Origin of the sequence: Amycolatopsis sp. NPDC051373, from assembly GCF_040689465.1 — a bacterium.
Taxonomy (GTDB): Bacteria; Actinomycetota; Actinomycetes; order Mycobacteriales; family Pseudonocardiaceae; genus Amycolatopsis.
Genome location: NZ_JBFBAE010000004.1, coordinates 135,409 through 150,905, shown reverse-complemented (window position 1 = coordinate 150,905; position 15,497 = coordinate 135,409). Strand labels below are relative to the sequence as shown.

The 15,497-nt window shown below is 71.0% G+C and carries 14 protein-coding genes and 1 pseudogene; 1 reads left to right on the top strand and 14 read right to left on the bottom strand.

Going from position 1 to position 15,497, the window contains the following annotated elements; all coding sequences use genetic code 11:
- Positions 1-372 precede the first annotated feature (372 nt).
- The 13 genes and pseudogenes from AB0383_RS09095 to AB0383_RS09035 form a co-directional block, all read right to left on the bottom strand.
- Positions 373-1,311: an urease accessory protein UreD gene (locus AB0383_RS09095; RefSeq protein WP_366186201.1), complete on the bottom strand. Its 939-nt coding sequence runs from the start codon at positions 1,309-1,311 to the stop codon at positions 373-375.
- Entirely contained in the window at positions 1,308-2,006 is a 699-nt protein-coding gene (gene ureG / locus AB0383_RS09090) for an urease accessory protein UreG (RefSeq protein WP_364183806.1), read from the bottom strand. The genes AB0383_RS09095 and ureG overlap by 4 nt, the downstream gene beginning before the upstream one ends.
- A 12-nt stretch (positions 2,007-2,018) precedes the next feature.
- Complete coding sequence (locus AB0383_RS09085; protein WP_366186198.1) at positions 2,019-2,750, bottom strand: urease accessory UreF family protein; 732 nt, start codon at positions 2,748-2,750, stop codon at positions 2,019-2,021.
- A gap of 68 nt (positions 2,751-2,818) precedes the next feature.
- Positions 2,819-4,537: an urease subunit alpha gene (ureC, locus tag AB0383_RS09080; protein WP_366186196.1), complete on the bottom strand. Its 1,719-nt coding sequence runs from the start codon at positions 4,535-4,537 to the stop codon at positions 2,819-2,821.
- 80 nt (positions 4,538-4,617) lie between these two features.
- Positions 4,618-4,914, bottom strand: a pseudogene (locus AB0383_RS09075) (urease subunit beta); the annotation flags it as partial.
- 9 nt (positions 4,915-4,923) lie between these two features.
- Positions 4,924-5,226 carry an urease subunit gamma gene (locus tag AB0383_RS09070; protein WP_220247702.1) on the bottom strand — a complete coding sequence of 101 codons (303 nt, stop codon included), beginning with the start codon at positions 5,224-5,226 and terminating at the stop codon, positions 4,924-4,926.
- Positions 5,227-5,280: 54 nt separating this feature from the next.
- Positions 5,281-6,516 (bottom strand): beta-propeller fold lactonase family protein, encoded by a 1,236-nt coding sequence (locus AB0383_RS09065; protein ID WP_366186194.1) that lies wholly within the window; start codon positions 6,514-6,516, stop codon positions 5,281-5,283.
- Between the two features lie 164 nt (positions 6,517-6,680).
- Positions 6,681-8,081 (bottom strand): FAD-dependent oxidoreductase, encoded by a 1,401-nt coding sequence (locus AB0383_RS09060; RefSeq protein WP_364183794.1) that lies wholly within the window; start codon positions 8,079-8,081, stop codon positions 6,681-6,683.
- 170 nt (positions 8,082-8,251) lie between these two features.
- Positions 8,252-9,586 carry a beta-propeller fold lactonase family protein gene (locus AB0383_RS09055; RefSeq protein WP_366186192.1) on the bottom strand — a complete coding sequence of 445 codons (1,335 nt, stop codon included), beginning with the start codon at positions 9,584-9,586 and terminating at the stop codon, positions 8,252-8,254.
- Positions 9,587-9,792: 206 nt separating this feature from the next.
- On the bottom strand, positions 9,793-11,316 hold the full coding sequence (locus AB0383_RS09050) for an aldehyde dehydrogenase family protein (protein WP_364183789.1): 1,524 nt from the start codon (positions 11,314-11,316) through the stop codon (positions 9,793-9,795).
- A 13-nt stretch (positions 11,317-11,329) separates the two neighbouring features.
- Positions 11,330-11,671 carry a ferredoxin gene (gene fdxA / locus AB0383_RS09045; RefSeq protein ID WP_220240399.1) on the bottom strand — a complete coding sequence of 114 codons (342 nt, stop codon included), beginning with the start codon at positions 11,669-11,671 and terminating at the stop codon, positions 11,330-11,332.
- A gap of 18 nt (positions 11,672-11,689) precedes the next feature.
- Positions 11,690-12,694: an NAD(P)/FAD-dependent oxidoreductase gene (locus AB0383_RS09040; RefSeq protein ID WP_366186189.1), complete on the bottom strand. Its 1,005-nt coding sequence runs from the start codon at positions 12,692-12,694 to the stop codon at positions 11,690-11,692.
- On the bottom strand, positions 12,691-13,764 hold the full coding sequence (locus AB0383_RS09035) for an extradiol ring-cleavage dioxygenase (RefSeq protein ID WP_360592127.1): 1,074 nt from the start codon (positions 13,762-13,764) through the stop codon (positions 12,691-12,693). The genes AB0383_RS09040 and AB0383_RS09035 overlap by 4 nt, the downstream gene beginning before the upstream one ends.
- A 128-nt stretch (positions 13,765-13,892) precedes the next feature.
- On the opposite strand from AB0383_RS09035, the gene AB0383_RS09030 reads away from it, so the two are divergent.
- Positions 13,893-14,684 (top strand): fumarylacetoacetate hydrolase family protein, encoded by a 792-nt coding sequence (locus AB0383_RS09030; protein WP_364183780.1) that lies wholly within the window; start codon positions 13,893-13,895, stop codon positions 14,682-14,684.
- Between the two features lie 10 nt (positions 14,685-14,694).
- On the opposite strand, the gene AB0383_RS09025 is transcribed toward AB0383_RS09030, so the two are convergent.
- Complete coding sequence (locus AB0383_RS09025; RefSeq protein WP_364183777.1) at positions 14,695-15,480, bottom strand: IclR family transcriptional regulator; 786 nt, start codon at positions 15,478-15,480, stop codon at positions 14,695-14,697.
- Positions 15,481-15,497 lie beyond the last annotated feature (17 nt).

Sequence of the window (15,497 nt, the reverse complement as noted above, 5' to 3'; positions counted from 1 at the left end):
TCGGGGATGTGGTCGTGCCGGCAGCGCCGAAGGATTCTGGTCCAGGTGTGTTGCAGCCGCGGCAGTAGGTGACGGTGTGGTGTTTGCCGGATTGGCGGGTCGAGCGCGCGACTCCGGCCGCGGCGACCAGTGCTTGGGCGTCGGGGAAGCGGGCGCGGGCAGTTGCCGATCTCGGGTCGGTCGCTCACTGAGGCGCTCCGGGGCCGCGAGGCCCGTGGCGCGCAGCCTTGTGGCCGATCTGCACGTCCCGGGCCACCAGGCCCCGCAACTCTCAGCCAGGTCATCCCCCGCAGGGTGACTCGCCCAACCCGGCAGACCCGGGGTGCAGACAAGACGCATACGCCTGCCTGCCCCCAACGTCCACCCGTGAGCTCAGCCTTTGCGCAGGTCGGGTGCCGGCGCGCCCAGCAGGCCGAGGCGCGCGCGGTCCCACGCGGCGTGCATCGCGGCCTGGACCGACTGGGAGGTGTGTCCCAGCAGCCGCGCGCCCACGCCGCACGCGGCCGGCAGCTCGGAGACGCCGGCGAGGACGTCCGGCACCCGGGCCAGGGCCTCGCGCAGCGCGATCACGAGCTCGGCCGGCGGCATCCGGTCCGACACCACGTATAGGCTCGCCACGACCTGGTACCCGCCCAGCGTCGCGGGTGAGGCGGGATCGCCGGCACCGCCCGGGCGCAGGCGCAAGGTGTCGGTCAACAGCAGCGCGCCGTCGGGGGTGCGGGCTTCCAGCTCCGCCCAGTAGAGGTCGTAGACGTGGGCCTCGCCACGCGCCACGCGGCCCGGGAGCAGAATCTCGCCGAGGATCACCGTCGCGTCGGCCGCGATGCTCACGGCCGTGCGCTGGAAGAGGCGCGAGCCGCGGAACGGGACGACCGGGTCGGGCAGGTACTCCAGCACCGCGCCGGCGCCGACGGTCAGGTTCACCAGCTGCGTCGCGTAGTTGTCACGCGCACCGAAGACCTTGGTGGACGCCTGAGTCGTGAGGTGGACGGCCGAGCCGGGGGCGCAGTCGACGTCGATGCGGTAGCGGTCCCCCTGCACGAACCCGTCGCCCTGCTGCTGCAGGAACACGAAGGCCATGTCCGGCCGCAGCGGGTCGAGGTGGATCGGGCGGTAGATGTGCAGCGGCGCGCGCTGGTACTGCCGGACGACCCGGGTGGTGCCGCCGCGCGGGGCGAGCGCGAGGTCGAGCACGCCGAGCTTGCCGGGCGCCCCGACGCCGAGGCCGTCGCGGATGGGCCCGTCGAAGCCGAGCAGCTCCTCGGGCAACCGGGCCGGCGTGCACCACGCCGGGTCGTCGCGACGGGTCATCCCACTTCGGCTGCGGGCGCGAACCGGCCGATCACGTCGCGGACACGGCGGGTGACCTCGTCGAGCCCCTCACCGGTGAAGCAGTTGGTGAACACGAACGGGCGGCCTTCGCGCACGGCGCCGGCGTCGCGATCCATCACCGCCAGGTCGGACCGGACGAGGTCCGCCAGGTCGACCTTGTTGATCACCAGCAGGTCGGAGTGGGTCACGCCCGGGCCGCGCTTGCGCGGGATCTTGTCTCCCTGCGCCACGTCGATCACGAAGACGAAGTAGTCGGCCAGCGCCGCGCTGAACGTCAGCGTCAGGTTGTCACCTCCCGACTCGACGAGGACCACGTCCGCGTCGGGGTAGCGGTCGGTGAGCTCGGTGACGGCGTCGAGGTTCATGGTCGGGTCGTCGCGCACCGCGGTGTGCGGGCACGAACCGGTCTCCACGCCGACGACCCGCTCCGGCGCGAGCACGCCGGCCAGGGTGCGCCGCACGTGCAGGGCGTCTTCGCTGGTGAAGATGTCGTTGGTGACGACCAGCGGGCGGTGGCCGGCCGCGATGAGCATCGGCACCAAAGCCTCGATGAGCGCCGTCTTGCCCGACCCGACCGGGCCGCCGATGCCGATGCGGGCGACGCCGGGCGAGCGCACGGCGGAGAACTCCGCGTGGGAGTGCGAGTGGTCGTGCGAATGCGGGTGGGGTTCCATGGTTTCCTTCCCTCAGCTGGCGAACAGCCGCAGTTGCGTTTGCTCGTGCCGCATCGCCGCCACGTCCGGCAGCGGCGTGCAGCTCGTGATGGCGTCGGGGTCCTTGTCCACGGCGCACATCGCCGCTTCGGCCGTGGCGGCCCGCACGTCGTGGAGCACGGCTTGCGCGGTGCTGTGGTCGGTGACGGCCAGCCGCACGCCCGCCGCGACCCAGGCCGCGGAGAACGCGAACAGCTCCCCCGCCACGGCCTCCAGCCGCGGCACGCCCACCGACGCGCTCAGGATTCCCAGCACCACAGCGTGGTTGCCGGGCGACCGTCCTTTCGCGACACAGTCGGCGTAGTGCCGCAACGCCTCGGTCGGGAACACCGACCGGGCGATCCGTAGCAGCGCCCGGCCCGTGCGGGTGGACGTCTCCCGCGCCTCCCGCGCCAGCTTCACCGCGGTCAGCCGTTCGTCGGCTCGGGTCACGCACTCGAGGTCGAGGGAGTCCCCCGACGCCGTGGCGCGGTGGGCGCACGCCAGCGCCACCCCGTCCGACGGGGCCACCCCGAGCAGCAGCTGGTCCCGCAGCAGCGCCGAGAGCACCCGCGGATCGGTCGGCGTCGCCAGGAAACCCGACTGCACCAGGGTTTCCAGGCCGTAGGACAGCGTGTAGCGGCCGCTCGGGAACGCCGAATCGCTCAGCTGCAGCGCGGACAGGAAGCCCGTGAGCCAGTCGGCGCCCCCGAGATACGGCGGCATCAGCGGATCCCGGTCATCGGACAGGCGCGCACATCAGACGACCTCGCACATCAGACGATCCCCGCACTTCAGACGATGTAGTACAGCTGCGACATGGACACCTCGTCGACCGCGGGCACCACGGCCGGCTCACCGTCCACAGTGACCTGGTACGTCTCGGGGTCCACCGCGATGTCGGGCGTGAGCTCGTTGCGCACCATCTGCGCCTTGCCCACCGTCCGGCACCCGCGCACGGCCTCTGTCCACCGGTCGATCCCGAGCCGCTCGAACAGCTTGCTCTCCTGCGCCGCCTGGGAGAGGAACGTGATCGACGTCCGCCCCACCGCCTTGCCGAGGCCGGCGAACATCGGCTGCAGCAGCACCGGTTCCGGCGTCGGGATGGACGCGTTGGCGTCACCCATCACCGACCACGCGACGAACCCGCCCTTGAGCACGTACTTGGGCTTGACACCGAATGTGTTCGTCGGCCACAGCACGATGTCGGCGAGCTTGCCCGGCTCCAGCGAGCCCACGACGTGGCCGATGCCGTGCGTCAGCGCCGGGTTGATCGTGAGCTTCGCCAGGTACCGCAGGATCCGCTGGTTGTCGTCGCCCGCAGCCTCCCCGGGCAGGCTGCCGGTGAGCTTCTTCATCTTGTCCGCGGTGCGCCAGCACGTCGTGACGGTGTCCCCGATGCGCCCCATGGCCTGCGCGTCCGAGGAGTACATGCTCAGCACACCCCGGTCGTGCAGCACGTCCTCGGCCGCCTCGGTCTCGGCGCGGATCCGCGACTGCGCGAACGCGACGTCCTCGGGGTTGTCGGGGTTGAGGTGGTGCGTCACGATCGTCATGTAGAACAGGTTGTCCGTCGTGTCGGTGGTGTACGGACGCGTCGGGTTGGTCGAGGACGGCAGCACGTTGGGCAGCGACGCGATCGCCATCATGTCGGGCGCGTGACCGCCGCCGGCGCCCTCGGTGTGGTAGCTGTGGATCGTCCGGCCGTCGATCGCGTCGAGCGTGTCGGCCAGGTAGCCACTTTCGTTGAGGGTGTCGGCGTGCAGCGCCACCTGCACGTCGTACTCGTCGGCGACCGACAGCGCGCAGTCCAGCGCCGCCGGGGTGGCGCCCCAGTCCTCGTGCACCTTCAGGCCGCAGGCGCCGGCCTCCACCTGCTCGCGCAGGCCTTCCGGGCGGCTGCTGTTGCCCTTGCCCATCAGGCCGATGTTGACCGGCAGCGCGGCCGTCGCCTCGAACATCCGGGCCAGGTTCCACGGACCGGGGGTGCAGGTCGTGCCCTTGGACCCGTCGGCCGGCCCGGTCCCGCCGCCCAGCAGCGTGGTGACGCCACCGGCGAGCGCGTGCGGGATCTGGGCCGGCGTCAGGAAGTGCACGTGGGTGTCGATCGCCCCGGCGGTGGCGACGAGGCCCTCGCCGGAGATCACCTCCGTGCCCGGCCCGATCACCAGCCCGGGCGATACCCCGTCCTGCACGTACGGGTTGCCGGCCTGGCCGATGCCGGCGATCAGCCCGTCCTTGACGCCGATGTCCGCCTTGAGGATGCCGAGCACGGCGTCCATCACGATCACCGAGGTGATCACGAGATCCAGGGCGCCGTCCGCGTTGCGGACGCCGGGCGCCTGCGCCATCCCGTCCCGAATGGACTTCCCACCGCCGTAGATCGCTTCCTCACCCGGGAGGATGAGACTGCGTTCCACCCGGGCGAGCAGTTCGGTGTCGGCCAGGCGGAAGCGGTCGCCCGCCGTCGGGCCGTAGAGCGACGCGTAATGCCGCCGCGAAACCGTCGTCACGCCTGCTCCCCCGTTCCCGTGAAGCCGCGCTCGGCGGCCCGAGCCTGGGCCCGGGCCGCCGCTCCGCGAACCGCGAAACCCCCGTCGAGCAGGCCGCTGAAGCCGACCACCCGCCCGGCACCGCCGAACTCCACGAGCTCGACGTCGCGTTCGTCGCCGGGCTCGAAGCGGATCGATTGCCCCGAGGGCACGTTGAGCCGCATGCCCAGCGTCGCCGGGCGGTCGAAGTCCAGCACCCGGTTCACCTCGAAGAAGTGGAAGTGCGAACCGATCTGGATCGGCCGGTCACCGGTGTTGCGCACCGGCAGGCGCGCGGTGCGCCGGCCGGCGTTGAGCTCGATCGGCTCGTCGGCCAGCAGCCATTCGCCTGGAATCATCGTGCGCTCCTACGGAATCGGGTCGGCCACGGCCACGAGCTGGGTGCCCGTGCGGAACGTGGCCTCGACCTGCACCACGTTCACCATCTCCGGCACGCCGGGCAGCACGTCCTCGCGCGTGAGCACCTGCTTGCCCAGCTCGGTCACCTCCGCCACCGACCGGCCGTCCCGGGCCGCCTCCAGCAGCGCCTCGGTGATCAGCGCGATCGACTCCGGGAAGTTGAGCTTCAGACCGCGGTCCTTGCGCCGCCGAGCCAGCTCGGCCACCTGGTAGATCACCAGCTTCTCGATTTCCCGGGGGCTGAGCATCAGCGACGACAATGTCGCCTCGATGCGCGCCTGGCCGGCCTCACCCGCCGTCACGGCTCAGAACCCGGCCAGGCCCTGCGGGCTGTTGTACGGGATCTCCGCGGCGGTGACCTCGACGAGCGAACCGTCGGACTGCACCGCGTAGCCCACGAGCTTCGAGGCGTTGGCGTAGATCTGGTACAGGTGGGTGCCGTCCGGGGCCAGCCAGTTGTCGCTCGGGCCGCTGCTGACGGTGCCGTTGAGCGCGCGGAAGGTGCCGTCGCCGGGAACCTTCGGGCAGGCGTTGTCGTGCACCAGCGAGACGACGTCGCCGTCGATGCGGAAGCAGGAGACGTTGCTGTAGCCGAAGTTCGTGGCGAAGATCCACTTGTCGTCGGGCGAAACCGCGAGCCAGCACAGCTCCGAGGGCAGGCCCGCGCTGGTGTCGATCTTCACGACCGGTCCGGTGCCGATCTGGCCGCGGTCGTCGAGCTTGGCCAGCGCGACCCCGTCGGCCACGGCGTAGCCGATCACGAAGTGGTCGGGGCGGTGGTGCAGGAACGCGGGGTAGAACGGCGAACCGCCGCCGCCGTCCTGGAACATGCCCTCGCCCAGCGAACCGTCGTGCTGCAGCGGGAAGACGATGATGCCGTCGGGGTCGGGGGCGTTGGACGCGACCGACTTCTTCGAGCCGTCCGGCTGGTCGGCCCACAGGATCGGCGAACCGTCCGGGTTGGCCGCGGCCGGCTGGTCGAACGTGGTGCCGACGACGAGGAAGCGCTCGTCCGGCGAGAGCACGACCATCGTGGACACGCGCAGCGGCTTGTCCGGCGTGTTCACGGTGTAGCCCTCGGGCCGCGCGGTGAGCCGGCCTTCGGGGTCCACGGTCATCAGCCGCACGTGGTCGGGGCCGAACGAGTGCAGCACGTACAGCGTGCTGGTGGCCGGCGAGAATGCCAGCGACTTCGCGGTGCCGCTGCGGCCGGCCACGATGTTGCCCGTGCGCTTCACGTCGAGCAGCGTCAGTTTGCCGTCGCTGCCGACGGAGAAGCTGGAGACGGAGTTGTCGCCGCCGTTGGTGGCGAACAGGAACTGCTGGTCCGCCGTGAGGATCACGCTGCCCGCCGCCTCGAAGGCGTTCGGCGCGCTCTCCTGACCGCTGATCGGCTTGTACACCCCGGACCCGCCACCCCCGGTGGGCACGCGTTCCACCTCGGTGAGGGCGCCGTCGGCCCCTCGGGCGTAGTGGATGATCGCGTTCCTGACCTCGTTGGTCTGGAGGTAGAGGTGGCCGGCGGCCTGCATACCTGGCATGTGGGTTCTCCGTTTCCGGTCGTCGCGTCAGAGCCTGCCCGCGCGGCGCCCGCGTCGCGTCCGGGTGCACCCGGGCCCGACCCCCCAGTGCGTTGTGGTGGCGGGAAAAGAAAAGCCCCAAACCATCCTTTGTGGACGATATGGGGCGTTTCTGCGTGTGGCCGCTACTTCTCGTCGCTCCGGACCACCGTGGAGATCACGTCGTTGAACGCCTCCGTCGACGAGGGGTGCGTGTAGATCGCCTCGCCCAGCTGCGCGGCCTTGATGCCGTGGCGCATCGCCTGCGCCACGGTGTTGATCAGCTCCTGTGCGTCGACACTCAGCAGCGAGGCGCCGAGGATCTCGTCGGTGTCGAGGTCGATCACGAACTTCATCACGCCGCGCGTCTCGTCGACGACGTAGGCGCGCGGCATCGCGATGATCTCCGCGACCGGCTGGCTCGAGACCTTGATCCGGTGGCCCGCGTCACGCGCCTCACGCTCGGTGAGGCCGACCATCGCCAGCGGCGGGGTCATGAACAGCGTCCGCGGCACGGCGACACGGTCGGTCGTGGTGCGCTTGCCCTCACCGCGCAGCTGATCGAGCACGATGCGGCTGTCGTCGAGGGAGACGTAGGTGAACTGCGGCCCGCCGTTGACGTCGCCGAGCGCGAAGATGTGCGGCTGGCTGGTGCGCAGGTGCTCGTCGACCTCCACCGCGCCCCGGGCGGTCACGCGGACGCCCGCCGCGGCGAGGCCGAGACCTTCGGTGGCCGGTTTGCGACCGGCGGCGGACAAGACCGCGTCCACGGCCAGGGTGCGCTCGCGGCCGTCGTGCATGTACTGCACGATCGCCTCGCCGTCGCCGTCCTCGACGCCCGTGACATTGGCGCCGGTGACGATCTCGATGCCCTCGTCGACGAGGATCTTCTCGGCCACGGCCTGCACGTCGTCGTCGAGGTGGTCGAGAATGCGCGCTGTCGACTCGAAGAGCGTGACCTCAGAGCCGAACTGGCGGTAGATGGCGGCGAACTCGATGCCGAGGTAGCCGCCGCCGACGATCGCCAGCCGCTTCGGCAGCTCGGTGCGGTGGATGAGGTCGGTGCTGGTGACCAGGTACTTGCTCTCGCGCAGGCCCGGGAGGTCGGGGATCACCGGCGTGGAGCCGGTGTTGATGAGGATGTGCTCGGCCCGGACGGTGACAGGGCCGTCGGCGGTGTCCACGAGGACGGTGTCGGGGCTGGTGAACACCGCGTGCCCGGTGAGGACCGACGCCGTCTCGAGGCCGTCCATCCCGTCGAAGTTGCCCTTGTTGAACAGCGAGGTGATGTCGTGCACCTCGCCCACGGCCCGCTCGTACCACTCCTGCGGCGAGTCGGACGGGCGGCGGTTGCGGGAGCGGTGCACCAGCGCCTTGGTGGGCACGCAGCCGACGTTCGGGCAGGTGCCGCCGTACATCTCCGGCGACTGCTCGACGACGATGACCCGCTTCCCGAGCCGGGCCATGGTACCGGCGGTGATTTTGCCGCCCTTGCCGAAGCCGACCACGAGGAGGTCGGCTTGGAGCGAATTTTCGACGGTTTCCATGATTGAAGGCCCTTTGCGCACGAGTGTGGACAACGCGGTACGGGCCGACCCTGCCCCGGTGGGCGGCGCCGTCGCATCGAGGAACACCCGAGCCGGCGACCCCAGTGGGCCGCGGTTTCACGGACCAGGCCCGGAATGGCCGGTTTTCGGCGGCCATCCCGGGCGTGGGGTCAGCTCACGTCGATGCCCGCGGGGCTGCCGAGCGCGCTGAAGTCGCTCGGCGCGTGGTCACCGTTCACGGTCTGGGGCAGGCCGCCGAACTCGCCGATCTTGGTGAGCTCGCCGTTCGCGCCGATCGACCAGGCGGCGAGCTTGCTAGAGCCTGGAAGCACGTTGTAGAGGTTCTTCCCGTCCGGGCTCACGCCCAGGTCGAGCGGGGTGCTGCCCTGGCTGTTGGCCGACTTGTCCGTGGTACCGGCCACCTCGTGCAGGAGGGTGAGGCTGCCGTCGGGGTTCACCTTCCAGCTGGAGATGGTGCCGGAGGTGTAATTGGAGCCGAAGGCGTACTTGCCGTTGTTGACGACCCAGCACGTGTCGATCTGGTGGTCGGCCACGGCCGTGCTGATCGGGGTCAAGTGCCCGTCACGCCCGATGCGGTAGCTGCCCGCCGCGCCGGTCGGGTGCCCGTCCTCCACGCCGCCGCCCACGAACTCGGCGAGGTCGACGTTGCCCTCGCGGTCGAAGGAGAACCCGAACGGGCCGCGGTTGTCGAAGTCGGTGCGAACGAAGTCCTTGCTGGGTTTGCCGGCACCGTCGACGCCGAAGGTGAGCACCCGGCCCGGCCCGGTCGGGTTGGCGCCAGGGATCACGTCGTTGGTGGGGCCGTCCTTGATGGACACCAGCAGGTGGTGCCCGTCCGGGCTGAACGCGACCTGCGTCGGGTCCTTCAGCGCGTCGGGCGCGAAGCGGTCCTGAGCGGCCTTCAGCTGCCGGGTCGAGCCGGCGATCGGAGTGAGCCGGCCGTCGAGCCCGAGCCGGAAGCCGGTGATGCTGCCCTGGCCCGAAGCGTTGAGGACGTGAACGACGTTTCCGTGCTGCGTGACACTGTTCGGGAAACGCTGCGAAGAAGAACCGTCGCCCGTCGGCACGACGTCGACCACCTGCAGGCGATCCGGCAGAATCCGCAACACGGAAAGGGTGTTGCTCCCGGCGTTGGTCACGAGCAGGAAACGGTGGTCGGCGGTGAGCCGGACCGAATTGCCCGAACCGAGGCCGTCACCCGCGAACCGCTGACCCGGACCCGACCCCTGACCACCGGTGGCGAACTTGCCGACCAGCGTCAGCTTGCCGTCGCTTGCGCGGTGGTAGTAGGCGATCTGGTTGCCCGGCTCGCTCGGATCGCTGCTGCTGTTGTGGTTGGTGCCCACGAAAACCGACCCCGGCCGGACCCAGTCCGCGGCCGGCGACGCCGCCGCGGTGCCCCCCGCGAACACCGCGGCGAACGGCACCAGCGCCGCGGCCGCCAGCGCGGTGCGAACCGCCCTGCGCGACGAAGACTTGCTCATGAATCGTTCCTCCCTTTACCCACGTCACGGGAATTTCCGACGTGGCTGAGCACGACCCTAAGGGTGATCGGAAACGTGCCGGAAGGATACGAAAGGAATGGTAATATATTAACGATCCACTACGAGTTTCCGGGGTTGTTTTGTGCGGATTTCTGATTCTTACCCACGGGGGTCAGGTTGTCATCGCCTGGTAAGAATTGTTTCCCTCAGTGCGGAAGCTGCAGCCGCCCGTCGATCCGGCGCGGCAGGGGCGCTCGGGGCTCGTCGGTGAGCTCGTCGGGCAGCAGGTGCGTCGGGGCGTTCTGCCAGGCCAGGGGCCGCAGGAACCGGCGGATCGCCGTCGCGCCGACGGAGGTGTGGAGGCTGTTGGTCGCCGGCCACGGGCCGCCGTGGTGCTGGGCCCAGCTCACCGCCACGCCGGTCGGGTAGCCGTTGAAAACCAGCCGGCCGACGCGCCGGCCGAGCTCGGTGGCCAGGTCCTTGGCGGCCTCGTCCGCGCCGAGGTGCAGCGTGGCGGTGAGCGACGCGGGCGCCTGGTCGACGACGGCGAGCAGCTCGGCTTGGCTCCGGTACCGCACGATCACAGCGGCGGGGCCGAAGTACTCCGCGAACGCCTCGGCGGGGATCCCGTCGGCGTCCACTGTGGTCAGGAGCGGAGCCACCCCGTACCCGCCGCTTGGCTTCGGTCCACTGGCTACTTCGGACACTTCCTTGGCGCGGACGAGCTCGGCGATGTCGCTGAGGTACGCCTGGTGGATTCGCTGGTTGAGCAACGGCACGACTTCCGCGTTGCTGAGAGCTTCGGCCGCAGCGGCCACCACAGCGTCGCCTTCGGCACCGGCCGGCACCAGCACGAGACCGGGTTTCGTGCACAGCTGCCCAGCCGACCCGGTGACCGACGCGGCGAGGCCCATCCCGATTTCGGCGCCCCTCTCGCGCGCCGCGGCAGCGGTGACGACCAGCGGGTTGAGGCTGGAGAGCTCACCGTAGAACGGGATCGGTTCCGCACGGCCGTGGATGAGGTCCAGCAGCGCCCGGCCGCCGGACAGCGAGCCCGTGAACCCGACCGCTTTGACCGTGGGATCGGTCACGAGGCTCTCCCCCGCCGCCCGCCCGAAGACCAGCCCGAGCGCCCCGGCCGGTGCCCCCGCCGCGACGAGCGCCTCCCGCAGTACCTCGTGGACGAGCCGCGAAGTCGCGGGGTGCGATCCGTGCGCCTTGACCACCACGGGGTTCCCCGCCGCCAGGGCCGACGCCGTGTCCCCGCCGGGCACCGAGAACGCCAGCGGGAAGTTGCTCGCCCCGAACACTGCGACAGGCCCGATCGACACCAGCATGCGCCGCAGGTCCGGCCGCGGCCCCATCGGCGTCGGCCCGGCCGGGTCGAGGGTCGCCTCCACGTAGCCGCCGTCCGCCACGACGTCGGCGAAGAACTCGAACTGGTAGCACGTACGGGTCAGCTCCCCGCCGAGCCGCGGCGCACCCAGCGCCGTCTCGGCGTCGGCGACCGAAACGATCTGCTCGCGCGCGGCTTCGAGCGCCTGCGCGAGCGCACGCAGCAGGTTTGCCCGCCCTCGCCGGCCCAGCGCCTCCAGCCCAGGCGCCGCCGCGGCCGCCTCCGCCACGATGGCGCGCACTTCCTCCGAGCTGTTCTCCACCGCGCTGGCATCCAGCGCCTCACCGGTCCACGGATCGACTCCGGCGACCGGCCGGTTTTCCAGGGTTGTCACAGTTCTCTCCGAATCAGGTTCGAGGCAGCGCGGCAACGGTTTCGGTGTCCACGCCGACCGCGCCCAGGTGGGTAGCGCCGCCGGGGGTGCCGAGCGGGGTTTCCCGGCCCGGCAGCGCTTCGGTGAAGAACCCGGCATTGTCAGCCGTGTTCCACTGCGCGTCGGTGCCGGCGAGCATCCGGTCGGCGAGCGCCGCGCCCGTCGGGCAGGCCTGTTCGCACGCGCCGCAGTCGATGCATTCCACGGGATTGATGTACATCTTGCGATCGCCCTCGTAGATGCAGTCGACCGGGCATTCCTCGGTGCACGCGCGGTCGAGGATGTCGACGCAGGCGTCGGTGATGACGTAGGCCATGGCCGGGGTCCTCTCGGGTCAGGCGGGGACTCGCAGGGGCCGGGCGGCGGGTGCCGGGCCGTCGGTGGAGTGCCCTGGGAAGGGGGAGGCGGTCGGGTCGAGGCGGACGGCCGCGTGGTTCACGGCGGTGGCCGCCTCGCCGAAACCGACCGCGATGAGCGGGACCCGGCCGTCGTAGGTGCAGATGTCGCCGGCGGCGAAGACGCCGGGCCGCGACGTGCGCATGGCGGCGTCGACCACGATCTTGCGGTCGCGCGTCGCCAGGTCCCACTGCAGCAGCGGGCCCGGGTTCGCGACGAACCCCAGTGCCGCCACGACGTGGTCGCACGGCACCTGGGTCATCTCGCCGCTCACCGTGTCGCGCAGGGTCGCGCGCGTGATCCGGGCGTCGCCGTCGAGACGTTCGACGGTCGCGTTCGTGCGTACGGTCGCCGGGCCGGCCAGCACCTGGCCCACGGTGTGCAGGTGCGCGCGGAAGGTATCGCGGCGGTGTACGAGCGTGACGTCCGCGTTGTGTTGCAACGTCTCGGCCCAGTCGAGCGCCGAATCGCCGCCGCCGACCACGAGCACGCGGCTGCCGGCGAGCTCGGCCGGATCGCGGACGAAGTAGGTGAGCCCGCGGCCCAGGAACTCCTCGCCGCACGGCAGCTTGCGCGGGGAGAATGAGCCGATCCCACCCGTGATTACGACCGCGCCGGCCTCCAGCACAGCACCGTCGTCGAAGCCCAGCCGCAGCCGCCCGTCCGCCAGGTCGTCCAGCGCCGTCGCCCGGTGCCCGAGCAGCATCCGCGGCGAGAACTGGTCGAGCTGCTCCACCAGTCCGCGGACGAGGTCGCGGCCCTTCACCGCGGGGAACCCGGCGACGTCGCGGATGAGCTTTTCCGGGTACAGCGCGGTGATCTGCCCGCCAGGCTCCGGCAGCGCGTCGACGACCGCCACCGACAGCCCGCGCATCCCCGCGTACACGGCCGCGAACAGCCCCGCGGGCCCGCCGCCGACGACCGCGACGTCGCAGCGCGTCACCGCTGCTCCGCGTCGTAGACCGCGAAGACCTTGTTGGACACGAAGATGTTCGACGCCACGAAGCTCGTCCAGCTCGGCCCGCGGCCCAGCTCCCGCATCGCGCCGAGCAGCGCCCACCAGTTCAGCAGCTCCTGCTGGCCGGCCTTCTCCGCGTCCGCGAGCGTCGTGTTCTCCCACACCGGATAGTCCGCGGCGACGAGCGCGTCGTACATCTTCTCGTCGGCCGCGGAATCGGGGAACAGCCGCATCGTCGAGTCCACGAGGAAGCTGTGCGACCAGCTGGAGCTGGCCACGAGCGCGACCCGGTACGGGCTGTCCGCACAGATCCGCGCGACCGCCGCGCCGACGTCCATGATCCGCGCCGGCGAGGGCGACGGCGGGTCGAGCTCGCGCTCCACACCCAGCGGGCTGATGTTGCCCTGGAAGCTGATCACCTTGCGGCCGTAGCAGTTCAACGGGAACGTGACCACCGGGTAGTCGAACCCCTCGCGATCGTAGTCCAGGTACAGCACCGTGTTGAGGAACGCGTGCGCGAGACCCGGGTGGTGCAGCGGCTCGTAGGAGTACGGCACGTCGATGTGGCGTGCCAGCAGACCTTCCACCAGGTGGCGGGCGAACGGCCGGTGGCCGCGGATGAGGCGCTCGGTGTTCTCGCCCTCGCCCCAGACGTTGGGCTTGCCCTTCATGTTCGACGACTCGTCGGCGTGGCGCCACGGGTGCACTGTGAGGTCGTCGTAGATCTGCACGGCGTACGGCGGCACGAGGTCCTCGCGGAAGTTCTCGTACTGGTCGTCGCCCCAGATCAGCACGACGTCCGGCTGGAACTCGTCCAGCGCGGCGCGCGTGCGGCGGAAGCCCTCCAGCAACGCCGCGCGGTGCGCCTTCCCGGCCGCGACACCTTCGTCCCCGGCCCATTCACGGCGGGCCCGCTCGGGCCACGACGCCGGGTCGCGCAGTTCGGCGGGCAGCTTCGGGTCCGCGAGCGCGCCGCGGAACACCCGCGTCAGGTTGTCGTCGGTACCGCTCAGCGGTGGGTAGTGGGTGACCCCGAGACCCAGTACTTCGGCCATGGTTCCTCCTCGTCGTCGAGTGGGTGGTGACGTCCAGTCTCGGAACCGGCGGGACCCCCGGCCACGCCTCGGACCGGCGAGTGGACCGGTGGGACTCATCGACGGCCGCCGGCCGCGACGATGAGGAAGTGACCGACACGATCGAAATCCCCGCCCTCGCGCAAGTGCTGCACCGGGCCCGCACCGAACGCACGCTTCTCGACGCGGCAACGGAAGCGACCGCGCTGTCGCTGGACAGCGCGTACGAAATCCAGGACGACCTCACGCGCCTGCGCCTCGCCGACGGACGCTGCGCCATCGGCTACAAGCTCGGCTACACCTCCGCCGCGATGCGCCGGCAGATGGGCGTCACCGCACCCAATCACGGCCCGTTGCTCGACGACATGGTGCTGCGCGACGGCGCACGAGCCACCGGTTTCCTGCACCCCCGCGTCGAGCCGGAGATCGGCGTCGTCCTGGGCCGCGACCTGACCGGCCCGGGGCTCGCGCTGCACGAGGTCGCCGACGCGATCGCCGAGGTGCGCGTGTGCCTCGAGGTCGTCGACTCGATCTGGCGTGACTACCGCTTCACCGCCGAACAGAACACCGCCGACGGCTCCTCGGCCGCGGGAGTCGTGCTGGGACCGGTGCTCGACGTCGATCCGCTGCACGCCCACCGGGTCACCGTCGAGCTGCACGAAGACAACGCCCTCGTCGCGACCGCGACCTCCGCGGCGGCCGCCGGGCATCCGCTGCACGGCGTCGCGTGGTTGGCCGCGCAGCTGGCCGCGCGCGGAAGCGGCCTGAAGAAGGACGAACTGATCATCACCGGCGGCCTCACCTCCGCCGTGCCGCTGCGAGCCGGGGGCACGATCACGGCCCGCTTCGGCGGCACCACCACCGTGAGCGTCCGCAGGCCGGCCGGCGAAACCGACGCGTGAACCCGCGGGGTCAGTGCAGCGGGTAGCCCAGGAGACGGCTGATGCTCAGGGCTGCGGTCCGCACCGCCGCCCCCAGCCGCGCCGGCTGCAGGCGGTGCGCGGGGCCCGTCACGGAAAGCCCGGCGACGGCTCGGTGGCCGTCGCGCCCGACGTAGCTCTCCACCACGATCGGCGCCGCGACGCACGCGATGCCCCGCGTGCCCTCCTCCCGGTCGTAGGCGATGCCGGAGTCGTGGATTTTCGCCAGCTCGCGCAGGAAGTGCCGCGGATCGGTGATCGTGGTCCCGGTCCGCGCCGGCATGGGCGCGGACGTCACGCGGTCGACCGCGGAGTCGTCGCTGAATGCGAGAATCGCCTTGCCCAGTCCGGTGCAGTACGCGGGCAGCCGTGTACCGACCGCCGAGGGCACCGAGGCGCTGTGCTGGCCGGTGAGCTTCTCGACGTACACGATGTCCGTGTCGTCGAGCACGCCCAGCTGCACGACCTCACCCGTCGCGGTCAGCAGGTCGGCCATGAACGGCAACGCGGTCGCCCGCAGCCGCCGCGAAGCCGGCACGTGCTGGCCCAGCTCGAACAGGTGCAGCCCGAGGCGGTAGCCGTACGCGCCGCGTTCGAGCATCCGGTGCGCCACGAGGTCCAGGGCCAGCCGGTGCACGGTCGCCTTCTTCAGCCCGGTCCGCCGCGCGAGCTCACTGAGCCCCACCTCGCCGGGCGAGGTCGCAACGGTGTCGAGGATGAGCAGCATCCGGTCCCCCACCGACCGGTGCTGCTCCGTCTCCTCGGCACTGATGCGCATCCGGCCACGATATCCGT